Annotated in this window: 16 protein-coding genes; 6 read left to right on the forward strand and 10 right to left on the reverse strand. The window is 59.3% G+C overall.

Translation table 11 applies throughout. The features are described from left to right. Positions 1-53: 53 nt before the first annotated feature. A complete protein-coding gene (locus BTN45_RS20570; RefSeq protein ID WP_004437899.1) occupies positions 54-554 on the reverse strand; it encodes a ferritin-like domain-containing protein in 501 nt (166 codons plus the stop codon). Positions 555-728: 174 nt separating this feature from the next. Between BTN45_RS20570 and BTN45_RS20575 the strand changes: the two genes are divergently transcribed. Further along, positions 729-1214, forward strand: coding sequence for an MgtC/SapB family protein (locus BTN45_RS20575; RefSeq protein WP_004437902.1), 486 nt, complete (start codon positions 729-731; stop codon positions 1212-1214). Between the two features lie 6 nt (positions 1215-1220). Here BTN45_RS20575 and BTN45_RS20580 read toward each other — a convergent pair whose 3' ends face one another. Genes BTN45_RS20580 through BTN45_RS20605 form a run of 6 tightly spaced genes read right to left on the reverse strand, consistent with a single transcriptional unit; the run spans position 1221 to position 5099 of the window. Beyond that, the gene (locus BTN45_RS20580) at positions 1221-2447 is read right to left on the reverse strand and encodes an FAD-dependent oxidoreductase (protein ID WP_207590792.1); all 1227 of its coding nucleotides are present in this window, start codon (positions 2445-2447) and stop codon (positions 1221-1223) included. Positions 2448-2466: 19 nt separating this feature from the next. Beyond that, a complete protein-coding gene (locus BTN45_RS20585; protein ID WP_207590793.1) occupies positions 2467-2877 on the reverse strand; it encodes a TIGR02588 family protein in 411 nt (136 codons plus the stop codon). 7 nt (positions 2878-2884) lie between these two features. Next, positions 2885-3745 carry a TIGR02587 family membrane protein gene (locus BTN45_RS20590; RefSeq protein WP_004437909.1) on the reverse strand — a complete coding sequence of 287 codons (861 nt, stop codon included), beginning with the start codon at positions 3743-3745 and terminating at the stop codon, positions 2885-2887. Positions 3746-3798: 53 nt separating this feature from the next. Further along, positions 3799-4239: a PPC domain-containing DNA-binding protein gene (locus tag BTN45_RS20595; RefSeq protein ID WP_207590794.1), complete on the reverse strand. Its 441-nt coding sequence runs from the start codon at positions 4237-4239 to the stop codon at positions 3799-3801. A gap of 60 nt (positions 4240-4299) precedes the next feature. Then, positions 4300-4860 carry a type 1 glutamine amidotransferase domain-containing protein gene (locus BTN45_RS20600; RefSeq protein WP_107340525.1) on the reverse strand — a complete coding sequence of 187 codons (561 nt, stop codon included), beginning with the start codon at positions 4858-4860 and terminating at the stop codon, positions 4300-4302. Positions 4861-4877: 17 nt separating this feature from the next. Then, positions 4878-5099: a hypothetical protein gene (locus BTN45_RS20605; protein ID WP_207590795.1), complete on the reverse strand. Its 222-nt coding sequence runs from the start codon at positions 5097-5099 to the stop codon at positions 4878-4880. A 44-nt stretch (positions 5100-5143) separates the two neighbouring features. Between BTN45_RS20605 and BTN45_RS20610 the strand changes: the two genes are divergently transcribed. From BTN45_RS20610 to BTN45_RS20625, 4 genes are read left to right on the forward strand one after another with little or no spacing between them, the layout of a single operon-like run. Then, the gene (locus tag BTN45_RS20610) at positions 5144-5374 is read left to right on the forward strand and encodes a hypothetical protein (protein WP_004437918.1); all 231 of its coding nucleotides are present in this window, start codon (positions 5144-5146) and stop codon (positions 5372-5374) included. Between the two features lie 15 nt (positions 5375-5389). After that, on the forward strand, positions 5390-6208 hold the full coding sequence (locus BTN45_RS20615) for an N-formylglutamate amidohydrolase (RefSeq protein WP_207590796.1): 819 nt from the start codon (positions 5390-5392) through the stop codon (positions 6206-6208). Further along, positions 6205-8082, forward strand: coding sequence for a flavohemoglobin expression-modulating QEGLA motif protein (locus BTN45_RS20620; protein ID WP_207590798.1), 1878 nt, complete (start codon positions 6205-6207; stop codon positions 8080-8082). The genes BTN45_RS20615 and BTN45_RS20620 overlap by 4 nt, the downstream gene beginning before the upstream one ends. Before the next feature lie 10 nt (positions 8083-8092). Next, positions 8093-9139 (forward strand): glutathione synthase, encoded by a 1047-nt coding sequence (locus BTN45_RS20625; RefSeq protein WP_207590800.1) that lies wholly within the window; start codon positions 8093-8095, stop codon positions 9137-9139. Here BTN45_RS20625 and BTN45_RS20630 read toward each other — a convergent pair whose 3' ends face one another. Both BTN45_RS20630 and BTN45_RS20635 read right to left on the reverse strand, forming a co-directional pair. Beyond that, positions 9140-10162, reverse strand: coding sequence for an NAD-dependent epimerase (locus BTN45_RS20630; RefSeq protein WP_207590802.1), 1023 nt, complete (start codon positions 10160-10162; stop codon positions 9140-9142). A gap of 83 nt (positions 10163-10245) precedes the next feature. Further along, positions 10246-11577 (reverse strand): UDP-glucose/GDP-mannose dehydrogenase family protein, encoded by a 1332-nt coding sequence (locus BTN45_RS20635; RefSeq protein ID WP_207590804.1) that lies wholly within the window; start codon positions 11575-11577, stop codon positions 10246-10248. Positions 11578-11963: 386 nt separating this feature from the next. Here BTN45_RS20635 and BTN45_RS20640 point away from each other — a divergent pair, with 386 nt between their 5' ends. Beyond that, complete coding sequence (locus tag BTN45_RS20640; protein WP_044459426.1) at positions 11964-12851, forward strand: DMT family transporter; 888 nt, start codon at positions 11964-11966, stop codon at positions 12849-12851. A gap of 9 nt (positions 12852-12860) precedes the next feature. Here the strand turns inward: BTN45_RS20640 and BTN45_RS20645 are convergent, their stop codons facing one another. Beyond that, positions 12861-13763, reverse strand: coding sequence for a LysR family transcriptional regulator (locus tag BTN45_RS20645; RefSeq protein WP_037090657.1), 903 nt, complete (start codon positions 13761-13763; stop codon positions 12861-12863). Positions 13764-13862: the final 99 nt, after the last annotated feature.

The following is a 13862-nucleotide window of genomic DNA, read 5'->3' on the forward strand; positions in this document are numbered from 1 at the left end:
AAAACCGGAATGGGTGACCATTCCGGTTTTTCTTTGAGCCGATGCGGATGGCGTCAGGCAGCCTTCTTCTCGGCCGCGGCGTTCACCGAAGTCTTGGCAAGCGCGGTCAGCGCGTCGTCGGTCTTGGACTCTTCCTTAAGAGTGGCATCGAGCAGCGATACCGCCTTGGTATGGCCGAGCTTTTCGGCCCAGGCCTTCAGCGTGCCGTAGCGGGCGATTTCATAGTGTTCGACCGCCTGGGCAGATGAGACGAGGCCGGCGTCGAGGGCGGCGGTGCCCTTGAAATCCTCCATGATTTCCTCGCCCTCGGCGATGATGCCCTGGATGGCTTCGCAGGTCTTGCCCTGGGCGCGCTTGCCAATGATCTCGAATACTTCCTGCAGGCGCTCTACGTGGCCCTGCGTTTCTTCCTTGTGCTTTTCGAAAGCCTGCTTCAGCTTCGGGTCGGTCGCCGCCCGCGCCATTTTCGGCAGGGCTTTCAGGATCTGCCTTTCGGCGTAGTAGATGTCCTTCAGCGTGTCGTAAAACAGGTCGTCGAGTTTCTTCTCGGCCATTGGTCCTTCTCCCATGAAGTGGAAATGCAAGATGTGCGCTCATGCGCACGGGAAACAAACTTTCAGCTGCTCCTATGGTTCCGGTTCGGTTGTACGCAACGTTTATATTGCTGTGCGGAACCATCGCGCCTTTTCGAACTTAGTGTGGAGAAATTTCCGGGAGGAGACGCGACAGTGCCCCAAAGCCTTGCAGAAGAATTTTCCATGAATATTTCCATTCCGTTCGAGGTGCTGCTGGTGCGCGTGTTCGGCGCGGTCATCCTGTGCGGCCTGATCGGTCTGGAGCGCGAATTCCACAAAAACACCGCTGGTCTGCGCACCAATATGCTCATCGGCCTTGCCGCCGTCACTTTCTGCGTCATCACCATCCATATGATGGAAACGATGGCGGAAGGGCATGAGGCAGCGCGGCTCGATCCCATCCGACTGGTGGAAGCCGTAACCGCTGGTATCGCCTTTCTCGCCGCAGGTGTGGTCGTTTACACCAAGGGCGACGTCAAGGGGCTGACGACGGGCGCAAGCATGTGGCTTTCGGCGGCGATCGGCCTCTCGGCCGGTCTTGGCATGTGGCCGCTCGCTCTGCTCGCCGCAGCAATGGGCATCGTCGTATTGTGGACGCTTCGCCGTATCCAGGTGGTAACCGGTATCAAGGATGAATGAACGGCATCAGCGGAAGTGAAAAAGATCGGCGTCGGGGTCGGTACCGCCATTGATGGCGGCGGCCACGATTTCGGCGGCGATCTGGCTGAAAGTGATGCCGTTGCCGCCGAACCCCATCACCGCATAGACATTCTTCATGCCCGGAACGAGGCCGATCAGCGGCAGGCCCGTGGTGGTCGTACCAAAGGCTCCCGCCCAGCGATAATCGGGTTCGCCGATATCCACGCCCAGCAGTTTTTCAATCTTGCGGCGGATCGTTCGTGTCTTGCCTGCCAGCTTGCTCTTCGACTGATAGGAGACAGGATTTTCCTCGTCCTCGCCGCCGGCAATCACTCGTCCCTCACGGTCGGTTCGCAGATAGAGATAGGGGTCTGCCGCCTCCCATACGATGTGGCTTTGCAGCCAGTCCGGCAGATCCAGCCCTTTTCTGCTGGCCAGCGCCCAGGTGGAAATGATCCGGTGTGTCGGGCTTTCAAGCGCTTTCAAGAACTCATACCCGGTGCAAAATACGATGTTGCCGGCGGAGAGGATTTTCCCGTTGGCAGTGGCGACGATTACTTCGTCGCCAACGTTTCTGAGATCGGTGATTTCCAGAGGAGCGACGATTTCCGCTCCAGCGCTCGCGGTATGGCGCAGCAGACCCGCTGTCAACTGGGCGGGATTGGCGGAGGCCGATATGTCGCTGACGATGGCGGCGGTCCGTTCCAACCCATAATGCTCTCTCAGTTGCGCGGCACCGAGAAACTCAGCCTCGATGCCGGCTTCTGCGCGGGCATCCGCCTCTGCCTTCAGAGCGCGCGAACCCATGTCGTCACCGGCGAGGTACAGTGCCTGTTTTCGCCTCATGCCGCAGGAAATATTGAGCGAGGTGACGATTTCTTCCAGACGAAGAACCGCGCGCGCCGAGCGCTGCCAAGCCCTGTCTGCGGCCTCCCTGCCGATCATCGTCCGAAGTTTCGTCAGCGGCGTGTCGATCTCGTGCTGTATCATTGCGGTGCTCGCCATGCTGCTGCCTTTGACGGGTTCGCGTCGGTCAACGATCAGCATGGATTGTCCCGGGCGATGCAGCGAGTGGGCCACCAGCGCGCCGCTGATGCCGGTCCCGACAACGATTGTGTCGTAGTGGTTGTCTTTCGGCGTCTTGCCGCTTCTGACACCGATCCGCGGCGTATCGGCCCAGAGCGGGGTTGACTCCCTGAGGTCGCGTTCCTTCGTCAGGTCTGATGCGGTCATGAAATGGTCCTGAAAACTGTCACGGTTCGGTATAGCCGGCGACGTTGATGATAAGCCTCCCGCCTGCGGGATCGTTGCGGAAGAAAAGCGTTCCGCTGTCGCGCGATTCCGAGGCAACGTAATCGAATGTCACGTCCGCGCTTTCCTGCGTGGCGCCGTCCTGCTGCAGATCTCCGCGCACCTGCACCTGCGCCGCCGTCGTCATGGAGAGATTGCGGATATCGAATTTCACCCGATATTGCCCCGGCTCACCGTTAACGTCTGTCACGGCGATCTCGAAGCGGGCGTCGTCCGGTTCGTAGCGATAGATGTCGTAGAGGATCCAGCCGAGCATGGCGGCGACGAGCAGGGTGCAGATGGCGCCCGTGACCCATTCGATCCAGTGCGGATCGGAACTTTCCGTGTGTTTTCCATCCTTGGAGATTGTCATCATGTCCTCACAGGATCAGCCGGGCCGAGGCGGCGCCGATCGAGGCGGGAACGCCGAGAATGACGGCGGCATTCAATATCTGCGACAGGGAGGTGTGGTCGAGGCGTTCGAAAGTCCAGAGCGTGTAGATGCTGATGCCGATGGCGATGACGTAGCCCGGCAGGGTGAAGCGGATGAAGGATTGCCACCATTTCTGTCCCTCGTGGAGTCGATGCGAGCCCTTGAAATGAAGCGCGTAGACGAAACCATGCATGATGGCGATCGACAGCAGGCACAGGGCGAGAATGTGATAGGGGGTCACCTTATAGGCAATGAGGATCATTTCTTCCGTCGGTGCGACGTTGAGGTTCAGAAAGAGCGCACCCACCACCATCATGAAAAGCTCGTGCAGATATCCGGTCTCGCCCGAATATTCGCCTTTCTCTTCATCCTGCTCATCGGAATGCTGTCCAAGCTGGCTGCGGCCAAGCAGGGCGCCTATGCTCGCGGGAACGGATTGTAACGCAACCTTTGTGACGATGTTGGAGGCGGTAATCTGGTCGTTGAGGACACCGAACAGCAGAAGTGCGGCCGCGCTCACCGCGACGCCCAGCCCGTAGGCGGTTATTGCGTCTCGCGCCGCCTGGCTCCAGGAGTGAATATTCTCGAACCCGATCCGACGGGCGAGAAGTAGAAGCAGCGGCAGGTTGAGGACGCAAAGCAGCAGGAGCCGCCATGGGCTGATGTAAAGGCCCAGAAACCACATCTCCATGGTCATCAGCATGGGCAGGGCAAACAGCAATGCGCCCGCCGTTCCTCGCGCCAGACCTGTCAGAAACTGTCTGACCTCGTCGTCGCCTTCACCGTCCCGATCGATTGTCGCCGCCATGCCATCCCCCGTGTGAAAAGATAACGCAATGGCGTTTTTCCGGTTCCGCGGGATTATTTCGTGGGGTCGATGAGGGCTATGCCGAACTCACTGATATAGCGGCGTCGCAGTTCTGCGGGTGTTTCGCGGATAACCACTTCCAGTGTCGGTCGTACCACGCCTTTCAGAAAGTGCCCGCCCTTGGTCGAGCCATCTGCAAAGCCCAGAACGACATGCAGGTGCGGGTTCGGCGTATCGTTTTCGTCAAGGGTAATATCGCCGAGCAGGCTCAGGACCTCGCTCTGTTCCGCCACGGGTATTTCTTTGTATTCTCGCGATGAAAGGTCGAAAAACGCAAGCGTCGCGGTGGAGAAGGCACCGATCGCCGTCACCGACGCCGCGTTGATGTTTTCGGTCCGCGCAAAGCGGCGGATCGCGTCGAATGCCTCTTCTTCCGGCTCGATCACGAGAATGAAGGTACGTTCGGCGGCGCTCGCCAGCAATCTGCTTTTCATGACTTCCTCCCAAAAAAAGTGCCGCCGGAAGCCGGCGGCACAAAGGAATTGCGGAGTGTATCAGGCGGCACGGCGCTCGTGGCGACCTTCCTCCACCTCTTCGACGATCTTGGCCACAAAGGCATCAAGGTCATCGGGGCTGCGGGAGGTGATGATCCCCTTGTCGGTAACCACCTTTTCATCCTTCCAGTTGGCGCCGGCGTTTTTCAGGTCGGTCTTGATCGACCAATAGGATGTGGCGTCACGGCCACGAAGGGCGTCGGCTTCGACCAGAAGCCAGGGCGCGTGACAGATGGCCGCTACCACCTTGCCGGATTTCAGAAAATCGCGGACCACCCGCATGGCGTCTTCGTCATGGCGCAGCACGTCCGGATTGATCTGGCCGCCGGGAAGGACCAGCGCATCGAAATCATCCGGGCGAACGCTTTTCGCGGGGAGATCGACGGCAATACTGTCGCCCCAGTCCTTTTCATCCCAGCTTTTGATCTCTCCTTCCTTGATAGAGGCGATCTTTACATCCGCGCCTTTGGCCTTTAGCTGATCGTAGGGCACCCTGAGCTCCGAGCGTTCATAGCCGTCGGTTGCCAGGATAAGGATTTTTGCGGCGTTAATAGCAGTCATATCTGTCTCCTTTGGGTTCAATCTTCCTTGTCCGAATTCACGGAGGGGAGGAAAAATTCCACGTCCTTGCGGCGTTCCGCGTCGAGCGATTCGATGTGCGTCTGCCAGAATGTCTCGGCTGCAGCTGGTTCGTGCTCCCATTGGCGCACAAATGTCTTGTTGTCGTCGATCATCACCTGACGCGTGCCGCCGAGCCGCAGATATTCTTCCGCAAGTTTGCGCGTTTCGGTTTTTTCCATGTCGCGGCTCCTTGTGTGTGGAATCGGGAACGGAGGGACGCCGGATGGGTAAGAAGCTCGACTGCCGTTTCGTTGGCCACCGGGAGAAAACGGAAAAACCCCGATGTTCTTCAGCGCCATCATGTCCGTTTGACACGGCGGCCCTCCTGCCAGAACAACGTGAGCTTTCCGGTATGGTTCCGCAGTTTTTTGACGGCGCATGCGTGCTGCGGCCCAATAAATCGCGCGCAATTTTTGCCGGAACAAACGGGCCGCTTGTGCTGTTCTACCCCTGATGCAGGGGAGGCAGCATGGTAGCCAGACACAGCGACGGCAAGGATGAAAATACGGGCTTCTGGACGATCGGGTTTGGCAATTCGCCGGTTATCGGCACTGCCATCCATGACGGCCACCGCATACGGCCCGATATAGCCGGGCTGATGGCCCTTTCGGGCGAACAACGCCTGAGAGAGGAAGATCCGTTCACCGGCGACATGATTGCGGGATTGACCAACCGCATCATCGTGCACCACTCACGTTTCGAAATCGACCTCAACCGCGCCGCCGATCAGGCCATCTATCTGAAGCGGGAACAATCCTGGGGGCTTGAGGTATGGAAACAGGAGCCCGCGCCGGCAGCGGTCTGGCGATCTCTGGATTTCCACGCGGATTATTACGCGATGCTGGAAAATACGCTGGCCGCGCTTGAACGGCGACACGGCGCTTTTGTTGTGCTCGACGTGCACACCTACAACCATCGCCGGCAGGGTCCGACTGCGCCGCCGACCACGCCTGCGGAAGCACCCGATATCAATATCGGCACCTTTTCCATGGACCGCAGCCGCTGGAACGACATCGTCAGCGCCGTCGGTCATCATTTCGCGTCAGCGACCATTGCCGGACGCCGTCTTGATGTCCGCGAGAACGTTGCGTTTCAGGGCAAGGGGGAACAGACCCGTTTCATCCACGAGCGTTTCGCGGAAAACGGCTGTGCCATCGCCATCGAGTTCAAGAAATTCTTTATGGACGAATGGACAGGAAAGCCGGACAGGCGCGTAGTGTCGGAAATACGGGACATGATCACGGCACTTCAGCCCGTTGTCGAGGAATGTCTGAGGTCGCGGCGATGAATGTTTCTGCCGCCCGTGATGTCCCTTCTCCCACTGCCGAGCTGGTGGATGACGTGACATCTTGCCTCCAGGCAGGCAAGGCAATACGTCGCGATATCGGCAAAGACGGCCGGCTTCATATCGACCGGCCACTACCTTTCCTGTGCCTGCATCTGACCGGCGGCACGAAAGATCTTGCCGCGCGCGACATTGCCGCCGCTCACGCTTCCTATCTCATTGCTTCGACCGTTCAGGAGGCCGCGCCGTTGATCGAGGCCGTGGGTACGGCCATGCGGGAGCGTTTCGGCGCCTTCATCGTGCTCGATATCGGTGAGTTGGAGCACGACATCCTGCTTGCCGACGATTCACCCTTCTTACCGCATTATGAAGTCTCCGCCTCGGCAACAGCCGAACCGGAAACGCAAAAGGCCCGTCGGGTATTCATCAAGGCTGTGTGTGACGCCGAGGTGCGGTTTCGTACACCGCGCATCACCCGGCCCGAGCCGGAAGGCGACCCGATCCTCCGGTTTCAGAATGCAGGACTGGACTTTCCCTGTATCAGTGTCCGTTTCGCGCCGATCTATAGACAGCCGGAATCCGGTGCCGATTATCCGGGCCTGCGCGAGACGATGATCGCCGATCTTTTCGACGCGGGCCTGCAAGCCTTCTCGTCATTCTCCGCAGGGATGGACGCGCTTAAAGTGACCAGCCACAGGGCGCTCGGCCGCAAGGCCTTCGTCGATGCGGTCAGGCGCGCAGACAGGTCCATCGACGATATCGTATCGTCCTTCGATTTCCTTCTCTCCGTCACGCCAATCAATGCCCGCCGGGCCTTCGAGGAGTTTCGGGACGGCAGCTTCCAGTTCGAGCCGCGTCTTCTCTACCGGCCGTTGGGCGTCGATGTCGAGGAGCAGAAGCGAAAGCTCTATTCGGTGGTTTTCGATCATCTGGAAGATCCGGTGCTTTACCATCTCTATCGGGAGAAACAGCAGGAGATCGATCTGCAACTGACGATGCTGGCCAATCTGCACCGGCGCACTTTCACGGATTTTTCCCGCGCCCTCTATGGCGCCGTCGAACCTGCGCTGCTGACGCTGGCGCTGCGGGTGCTGGAGGATTGTCCCCGCCGGGAGGAGGGCGGCGAAATCGCGATGGTAGATTGTTACGCCGTCGCACGGAAGTCGCGCGAGATGGTCGAGTCCTACTTGGCCGAGGAGCCGGGCTTCAAGGCACGGGTGGAAATCCGCGACGACCTGCCGCCGGGTCTGATGGTGACGGGCGAGAAACTTCTGATTTCCCGGCACACCGTCATGGAACAGCGCCGTGTCGAAGCGCTCCTGTCGCATGAGATCGGCGTGCATCTCCTCACCTATTTCAATGGGTCGTTTCAGGGGCTCAGGCTCTTTCGTACCGGCCTCTCCGGCTATGAGGGCGTGCAGGAAGGGCTGGCGGTGCTGGCGGAGCATCTGGCTGGCGGAATGACGCGCGAGCGCCTGCGGCTGATTGCGGCCCGCGTCGTCGGCTGTGCCGCCATGCTGGATGGCGCCAGCTTTGTGGAGACGTTCCGGCTCATGACCCGCGACCATGGTTTTGATGAGGCTGGCGCCTTCAACATGACGTTGCGCATCTATCGCGGCGGCGGCCTCTCGAAGGACGCGATCTATTTGCGCGGGCTGGCGGAGGTGCTGGACCATCTGCGCAAGGGCGGTGCGCTCGATCCGTTCTGGATGGGCAAGATCGCCGCCCAGCATTTCCCGGTCATGCAGGAGCTTGCCCTGCGCGGCCTTTTGCGCCCGCCAGGCGTCAGGCCCGCATTCCTGCTGCCGGCCAGGGCCAACGAGCGTCTGGAAAAAATCCGGGCGGGAATATCCATTGCCGAACTCGCGACATTATAGGAGGGGCTTCATGCGTATCGCATTTTTCGTCAATTCGATTGAAACCGAGGGGCCGAATTTTGCAACCGGCCTGCTGGCCATGGCGGCGCTCAATCGCGGCCATGAGGTTATCTATCTGACGCCGGGTGACTTTACCCTGCGTTCGGATGACAGCCTGACGATCCATGCCACGGTGCTGCCGAAGGCGAAATACAAGAAATCCGAAGCGTTTCATGCTGCTCTTCAGGACAAGACGCTGGAACGGCGGACCATGGATGTCGAGGAGGTCGATGCTCTGATGCTGCGCAACGATCCCTCGCTCGACCAGACCACACGGCCCTGGGCGGTCCATGCCGGCATCCTGTTCGGTCGGCTCGCCGAACAGCGCGGTGTCGTCGTACTGAACGATCCCGAAGGTCTGGCGCTGGCGCAGAACAAGCTCTATTTCCAGAGCTTTCCCGAAATCGTCCGCCCGACCACGATTATTTCGCGCAATGTGGATGAAATCCGAGCCTTCGCCGATGCCCATCCAAAAGGCGTCATCGTCAAGCCGCTGCAGGGCTCCGGCGGCAAGAACGTCTTCAAGATCGGCTCCAGCAAGGAAACCAATCTCAACCAGATTTTCGAAGCCGTCAGCCTCGAGGGTTATCTGATCGCGCAGGCCTATCTGCCGGCTGCTAAGGACGGCGATATCCGCTTCTTCATGATGAATGGCCGGCCGCTGATGCGCGACGGCAAATATGCCGCCCTTCGCCGTGTGCCTGCAAAAGGCGATCTGCGTTCCAACATCCACGCCCGCGGTACGGCGGAGGCCGTGAAGGTGACAGACGACATCGTGGCGCTTGCCGAAATGGTGCGGCCGAAGCTGGTGGAGGACGGCATGTTCCTTGTCGGACTTGATATCGTCGGTGACAAGATACTGGAGGTGAACGTGTTTTCACCGGGCGGGCTTTCCAATATCCGCGACCTCACCGATATGGATTTCAGCGACACGATCATAGAGGCAGTGGAAACCAAGATCGCCATGCAGAGCGCGTCCGGCGGCTCCATCTCCAATCGCCTGCTGGCAACGCTGTAGTTATTCCTGCAGCGCGGAGGATTGCATCTGCCGATACCAGGCGACGAGGGCTTTGATGCCCTCTTCGACCGACGTCTGCGGCACGTAGCCGGTAAGGGCTCTCAAAAGATCGGGCGAGGCGAAAGTGCGGGGAACGTCACCCTGCTGCATCGGCAGCATGTTGCGGACCGCCGGTTTCCCAACCGCTTTTTCGACCGTCTCGACGAAATGCATCAATTCCACCGGCTGGCCGCCGCCAATATTGACCACGCGGAACGGTGCATGGTGGGAGAGCGTGTCGGTGACGCCTTCCTGTGTGACGCGGTTTTCCTCGGAAGGGATGACCGCGCTCAGTCGGACGATGCCCTCCACCAGGTCGTCGATATAGGTGAAGTCGCGGCTCATTTTGCCTTGACCGTAGATATCGATCGGGCGGCCGTTCGAGATGGCGTCGACGAATTTGATCGGTGCCATGTCCGGCCGCCCCCAAGGACCGTAGACTGTAAAGAAACGAAAGGCGGTGGTGGGCAGCTTGTGCAGATGGGCATAACTGTGCGCCATCAGTTCCATCGACTTCTTGGTGGCGGCGTAAAGCGTCATCGGCTCATCGGCCTTGTCGCTTTCCGCAAACGGGATTTTCTCATTGGCGCCGTAGATGGAGGAGGTCGATGCCAGCATCAGGTGCTTGACATCAAGGCTTCTGGCAAGCTCCAGCATGTTGAACGAGCCAAGGAGATTGGAATCGACATAGGCGCGGGGATTTTCAAGGCTGTAACGCACACCCGCCTGGGCGGCGAGATGAATGATGATTTCAGGCTCGGCGGCGTCGGCCGCGCGATTCAGCGCATCCTTATCCTCGAGCATGCCGATCTCCGCCCGGAAGCCGTTGGAGCGGGAAAGAATGGCGTGACGCTTTTCCTTGAGGCTGACATCGTAATATTTCGTCATGCCGTCGAAGCCGGTGACGAAATGACCAGCATCGAGCAGACGCTTGGCGACGTAAAAGCCGATAAAGCCTGCTGTGCCGGTGACCAGATAACGCATGATGATTTCCCGAATCCATTGGTGCGTCTGCGGTTAAACCGAAACGCAGAAAACCTTTTGATGAAACTGCGATGGCGGCGCCTTCAAGCGTCGTTATCCGACCCGCCTTCCTGCGGGCGACCGACGGCGGCATAGATGAAGCCATGGGCGGCGACTTCGTCGGTGCGGTAAATATTGCGTAAATCCACCAGCACCGGGCTTTTCATGATCGCCTTGAGGCGCGGCAGGTCGAGGGCGCGGAACTGGTTCCACTCCGTCACGATGACCACCGCGTCAGCGCCTTCCGCAGCCTCATAAGGCCCGGTTGCATATTCGATGTCTTCCATCAGATGGCGGGCATTCGCCATGCCTTCCGGATCGTAACCCACCACCTTCGCGCCCCCGTCCTGCAGGGTCTGGATGATGGCGATCGCCGGGCTGTCGCGCATGTCGTCGGTATTCGGCTTGAAGGTGAGGCCTAGCACGGCGATCTTCTTGCCGCGCACGTCGCCACCCACCGCGTTGATGACCTTGCGGCCCATGGCGCGCTTGCGGTTGTCGTTGATGGCGATGGTGGTTTCGATCAGCCGCACCGGCGCATCATAATCCTGCGCGGTCTTGGCGAGCGCCAGCGTATCCTTCGGAAAACAGGAGCCGCCATAACCAGGGCCGGCATGCAGGAATTTCGGGCCGATACGGCCATCGAGGCCAATACCGCGCGAGACATCCTGCACATTGGCGCCAACCTTTTCGCACAGATCGGCCATTTCGTTGATGAAGGTGATCTTCATCGCCAGAAAGGCGTTGGCGGCGTATTTGATGAGTTCGGAAGCGCGTCTGGTGGTGAAGAGCAGCGGCGACTGGTTGAGATAGAGCGGGCGGTAAACCTCGGTCATGACCGGCCGGGCACGTTCATCCGACAGGCCGACGACGATACGGTCCGGCCGCTTGAAATCCTCTATCGCCGCACCTTCGCGCAGAAATTCCGGGTTGGAAACCACGGCGAAATCGGCCGAGGGGTTTTCCTCATGGATAATTCGTTCCACTTCGTCGCCGGTGCCGACGGGAACGGTGGATTTGGTGACGATTACGGTAAAACCATCCAGCGCATGGGCAATTTCCTTTGCCGCTGCATAGACATAACCGAGATCGGCATGGCCGTCCCCGCGCCGCGAAGGCGTGCCGACCGCGATGAAGACCACGTCGGCCTTGGCAACGGCGGCAGAAAGATCGGTGGTGAAGCTCAACCGCCCGGCTTTGGCATTGTTGGCGACGATGGTCTCCAGACCCGGCTCGAAGATCGGGATATGGCCATTTTTCAAGGCTTCGATCTTTTCCGGCATCTTGTCGACGCAAACCACGTCATGGCCGAAATCTGCAAAACACGCGCCGGACACAAGGCCGACATAACCCGAACCGATCATCACAATCCGCATTCTTTTCCCTTTCGGTTAGCGAGGCCATGGTAACGCAGCAATATCAGCCGGGGAAATCATCGGGTGAAAATCGCAGGATAATATTTAGCCGCCTTCATGCCCGCCGCCAAGCGCCGCGATCAACACCGGCTAACGTCTTTCCATGACGGGGATGTGATGGCGGTGACGGGACAAATTTGCCGCACCTTGCAGCCATTTGCACTGGTCGCGTTCAATCGGACCATTTTACGATTTTTCCGGCTTGCACTCATAGGTAGCCGGGTCTAGCCATAGGGAGAGGATCAAAATCTGCCAGACTGTCTGTCCCCCGGAGTGGGGGCGTCCGGGCCGCGTTCCACGCGGCTGGGAGAAGCTTTGCGTTGCGGTCGATTTTCGGGGACGTTTAAATGCAAAAGGGTTTTCTGCTCGGTCTGTTCGCCTACGCGACCTTTTCCATGGGCGATGCCACCATCAAGTCGCTTGGATCGCAGATCAGCGTTTTCGAAATCGGCTTTTTCAGCATCCTGTTCTCCGGCATCTTCATCTTCTTCAGCAAACCGCGCGAGGAAAGGTGGCGTGAGTTCTGGCGCATGAGCCGGCCGTTCGCGGTGCACGGTCGCGCCATTTCCGGCCTGTTCGCGGGTATTTTCGGTATTTATGCCTTCACCACCATTCCGCTGGCGGAAGCCTATGCGCTGATCTTCCTGTCACCGCTCTTCGTAACCGTCCTTTCCGCCGTCGTGCTGAAGGAGAATATCGGCCCATGGCGCTGGGCTGCGGTTCTGGCGGGCATCGTGGGCGTTATCCTTGTCGTGCGGCCAGGTTTCAAGACGCTGGAACTTGGGCATATCGCCGCAATCGGCGTCGCCTTCCTGGCGGCCATGACCATCGTGCTTTTGCGCTCGCTTGCGGGCAAGGAAAAGCGCACCTCGATCATGGGTGTGCTGCTGGTCTACGGCCTCACCTTCAACGGCATTGCCTCCATTCCCGATTTTGTCATGCCCAACCTGCACCAGCTGCTGGCCTTTGCCTTTATCGGGCTTTGCACGGCGACAGGGCAGATCACGCTTCTGGTGGCAACCCGCATTGCACCGGCAAGCCAGATCGCCCCTTCGCATTATTCGCAAATCCTCTGGGCAGTCGCGATGGGCATGGTCTTCTTCCACGAATATCCTGACGCCATTGCGGTACTCGGGCTTGCCGTCATCGCCGCATCCGGGCTGCTGACAATGATCCGCGAAAAGGTCAGGCTCGGCACGGTGCGCTGGAACCCGTTTTTCCGCAATCGCCTCTAATGCGCACAGCTATAACGGCTTGCCGACCTGATCCAGCAGCCAGGCCTGAAAGGCACGGGCGAGCGCATTGTCCTGCCGCCCTTCCGGCAGGGCGACATAATAGCTCTTGTCGGTCTGCAACGGCATATCGAAAACGATTTCGAGGCGGCCGGAGGAAAGTTCGGCCTCGATGAGATATTTCGGCAGAAGGGCGAAACCGATACCGCTCGCGGCGGCTTCGATGATCATGGAGAACTGGTCGAAACGGCTGCCCTGATAGGCATTGTCGGCCATCACCCCGTTCATTTCCAGCCACTCCGTCCACAGTTTCGGGCGCGTGGTGACGTGTAGCAATGGCTGCCGCGTCAGGTCTTCAGGCCGCGTCACTGCCGCATGGCGCAGCAGGGCAGGGCTGGCGACGGGTACGATCACCTCATCGCACAGGAATGTGCAGGTGCCATGTGCCCAGACCGGTTGGCCGTAGTGAATGGCCAGATCGAAGCCCTCCTCGTCGAAATCGAAGGGATGGGAGCGCGAGCCGATTGTGATCGTCATATCCGGGTTGGCGTCGATGAAGCGGTGCAGGCGCGGCATCAGCCAGCGGCTGCCGAAGGTCGGCAGCGTCGCGACGGAGAGCGATGCATGTGAGGTCCCGGCAGAAACCGCACGCACCATCAGCTGCTCGGATTGCTGCAACAGGCGCCGCACATCGGGCAGGAATTTGCGCCCCGCCTCTGAAAGGACCACCCGTCTGCGGATACGCTCGAAAAGCTGCATCCCCGTCTGCGCTTCGAGTTCGCCGATCTGTCGGCTGACAGCGCTCTGCGTGAGGTTGAGTTCTTCGGCAGCGCGGGTAAAATTGCCATGCCGTGCGGCGCATTCGAACGCCTGCAGGGTGACGATGTCAGGGACCAGTCTTCTACGCGGATCCATTCCATTCTCGCATCAACTTACCCGCTTTCCTCATTGGAAAAGGGTCATAATGCCCATATATGATTACGGGAAAGAATGGAACGGGGTTTTGCCGAGTTC

This window comes from Rhizobium sp. ZX09, from assembly GCF_017357485.1.
Taxonomy (GTDB): Bacteria; Pseudomonadota; Alphaproteobacteria; order Rhizobiales; family Rhizobiaceae; genus Agrobacterium; species Agrobacterium pusense.

Coding starts and splice junctions, on each gene's coding strand:
- BTN45_RS20570 (WP_004437899.1), bottom strand. CDS start 554: ATGGCCGAGAAGAAACTCGACGACCTGTTTTACGACACGCTGAAGGAC.
- BTN45_RS20580 (WP_207590792.1), bottom strand. CDS start 2,447: ATGACCGCATCAGACCTGACGAAGGAACGCGACCTCAGGGAGTCAACC.
- BTN45_RS20585 (WP_207590793.1), bottom strand. CDS start 2,877: ATGACAATCTCCAAGGATGGAAAACACACGGAAAGTTCCGATCCGCAC.
- BTN45_RS20590 (WP_004437909.1), bottom strand. CDS start 3,745: ATGGCGGCGACAATCGATCGGGACGGTGAAGGCGACGACGAGGTCAGA.
- BTN45_RS20595 (WP_207590794.1), bottom strand. CDS start 4,239: ATGAAAAGCAGATTGCTGGCGAGCGCCGCCGAACGTACCTTCATTCTC.
- BTN45_RS20600 (WP_107340525.1), bottom strand. CDS start 4,860: ATGACTGCTATTAACGCCGCAAAAATCCTTATCCTGGCAACCGACGGC.
- BTN45_RS20605 (WP_207590795.1), bottom strand. CDS start 5,099: ATGGAAAAAACCGAAACGCGCAAACTTGCGGAAGAATATCTGCGGCTC.
- BTN45_RS20610 (WP_004437918.1), top strand. CDS start 5,144: ATGGGTAAGAAGCTCGACTGCCGTTTCGTTGGCCACCGGGAGAAAACG.
- BTN45_RS20615 (WP_207590796.1), top strand. CDS start 5,390: ATGGTAGCCAGACACAGCGACGGCAAGGATGAAAATACGGGCTTCTGG.
- BTN45_RS20620 (WP_207590798.1), top strand. CDS start 6,205: ATGAATGTTTCTGCCGCCCGTGATGTCCCTTCTCCCACTGCCGAGCTG.
- BTN45_RS20625 (WP_207590800.1), top strand. CDS start 8,093: ATGCGTATCGCATTTTTCGTCAATTCGATTGAAACCGAGGGGCCGAAT.
- BTN45_RS20630 (WP_207590802.1), bottom strand. CDS start 10,162: ATGCGTTATCTGGTCACCGGCACAGCAGGCTTTATCGGCTTTTACGTC.
- BTN45_RS20635 (WP_207590804.1), bottom strand. CDS start 11,577: ATGCGGATTGTGATGATCGGTTCGGGTTATGTCGGCCTTGTGTCCGGC.
- BTN45_RS20640 (WP_044459426.1), top strand. CDS start 11,964: ATGCAAAAGGGTTTTCTGCTCGGTCTGTTCGCCTACGCGACCTTTTCC.
- BTN45_RS20645 (WP_037090657.1), bottom strand. CDS start 13,763: ATGGATCCGCGTAGAAGACTGGTCCCTGACATCGTCACCCTGCAGGCG.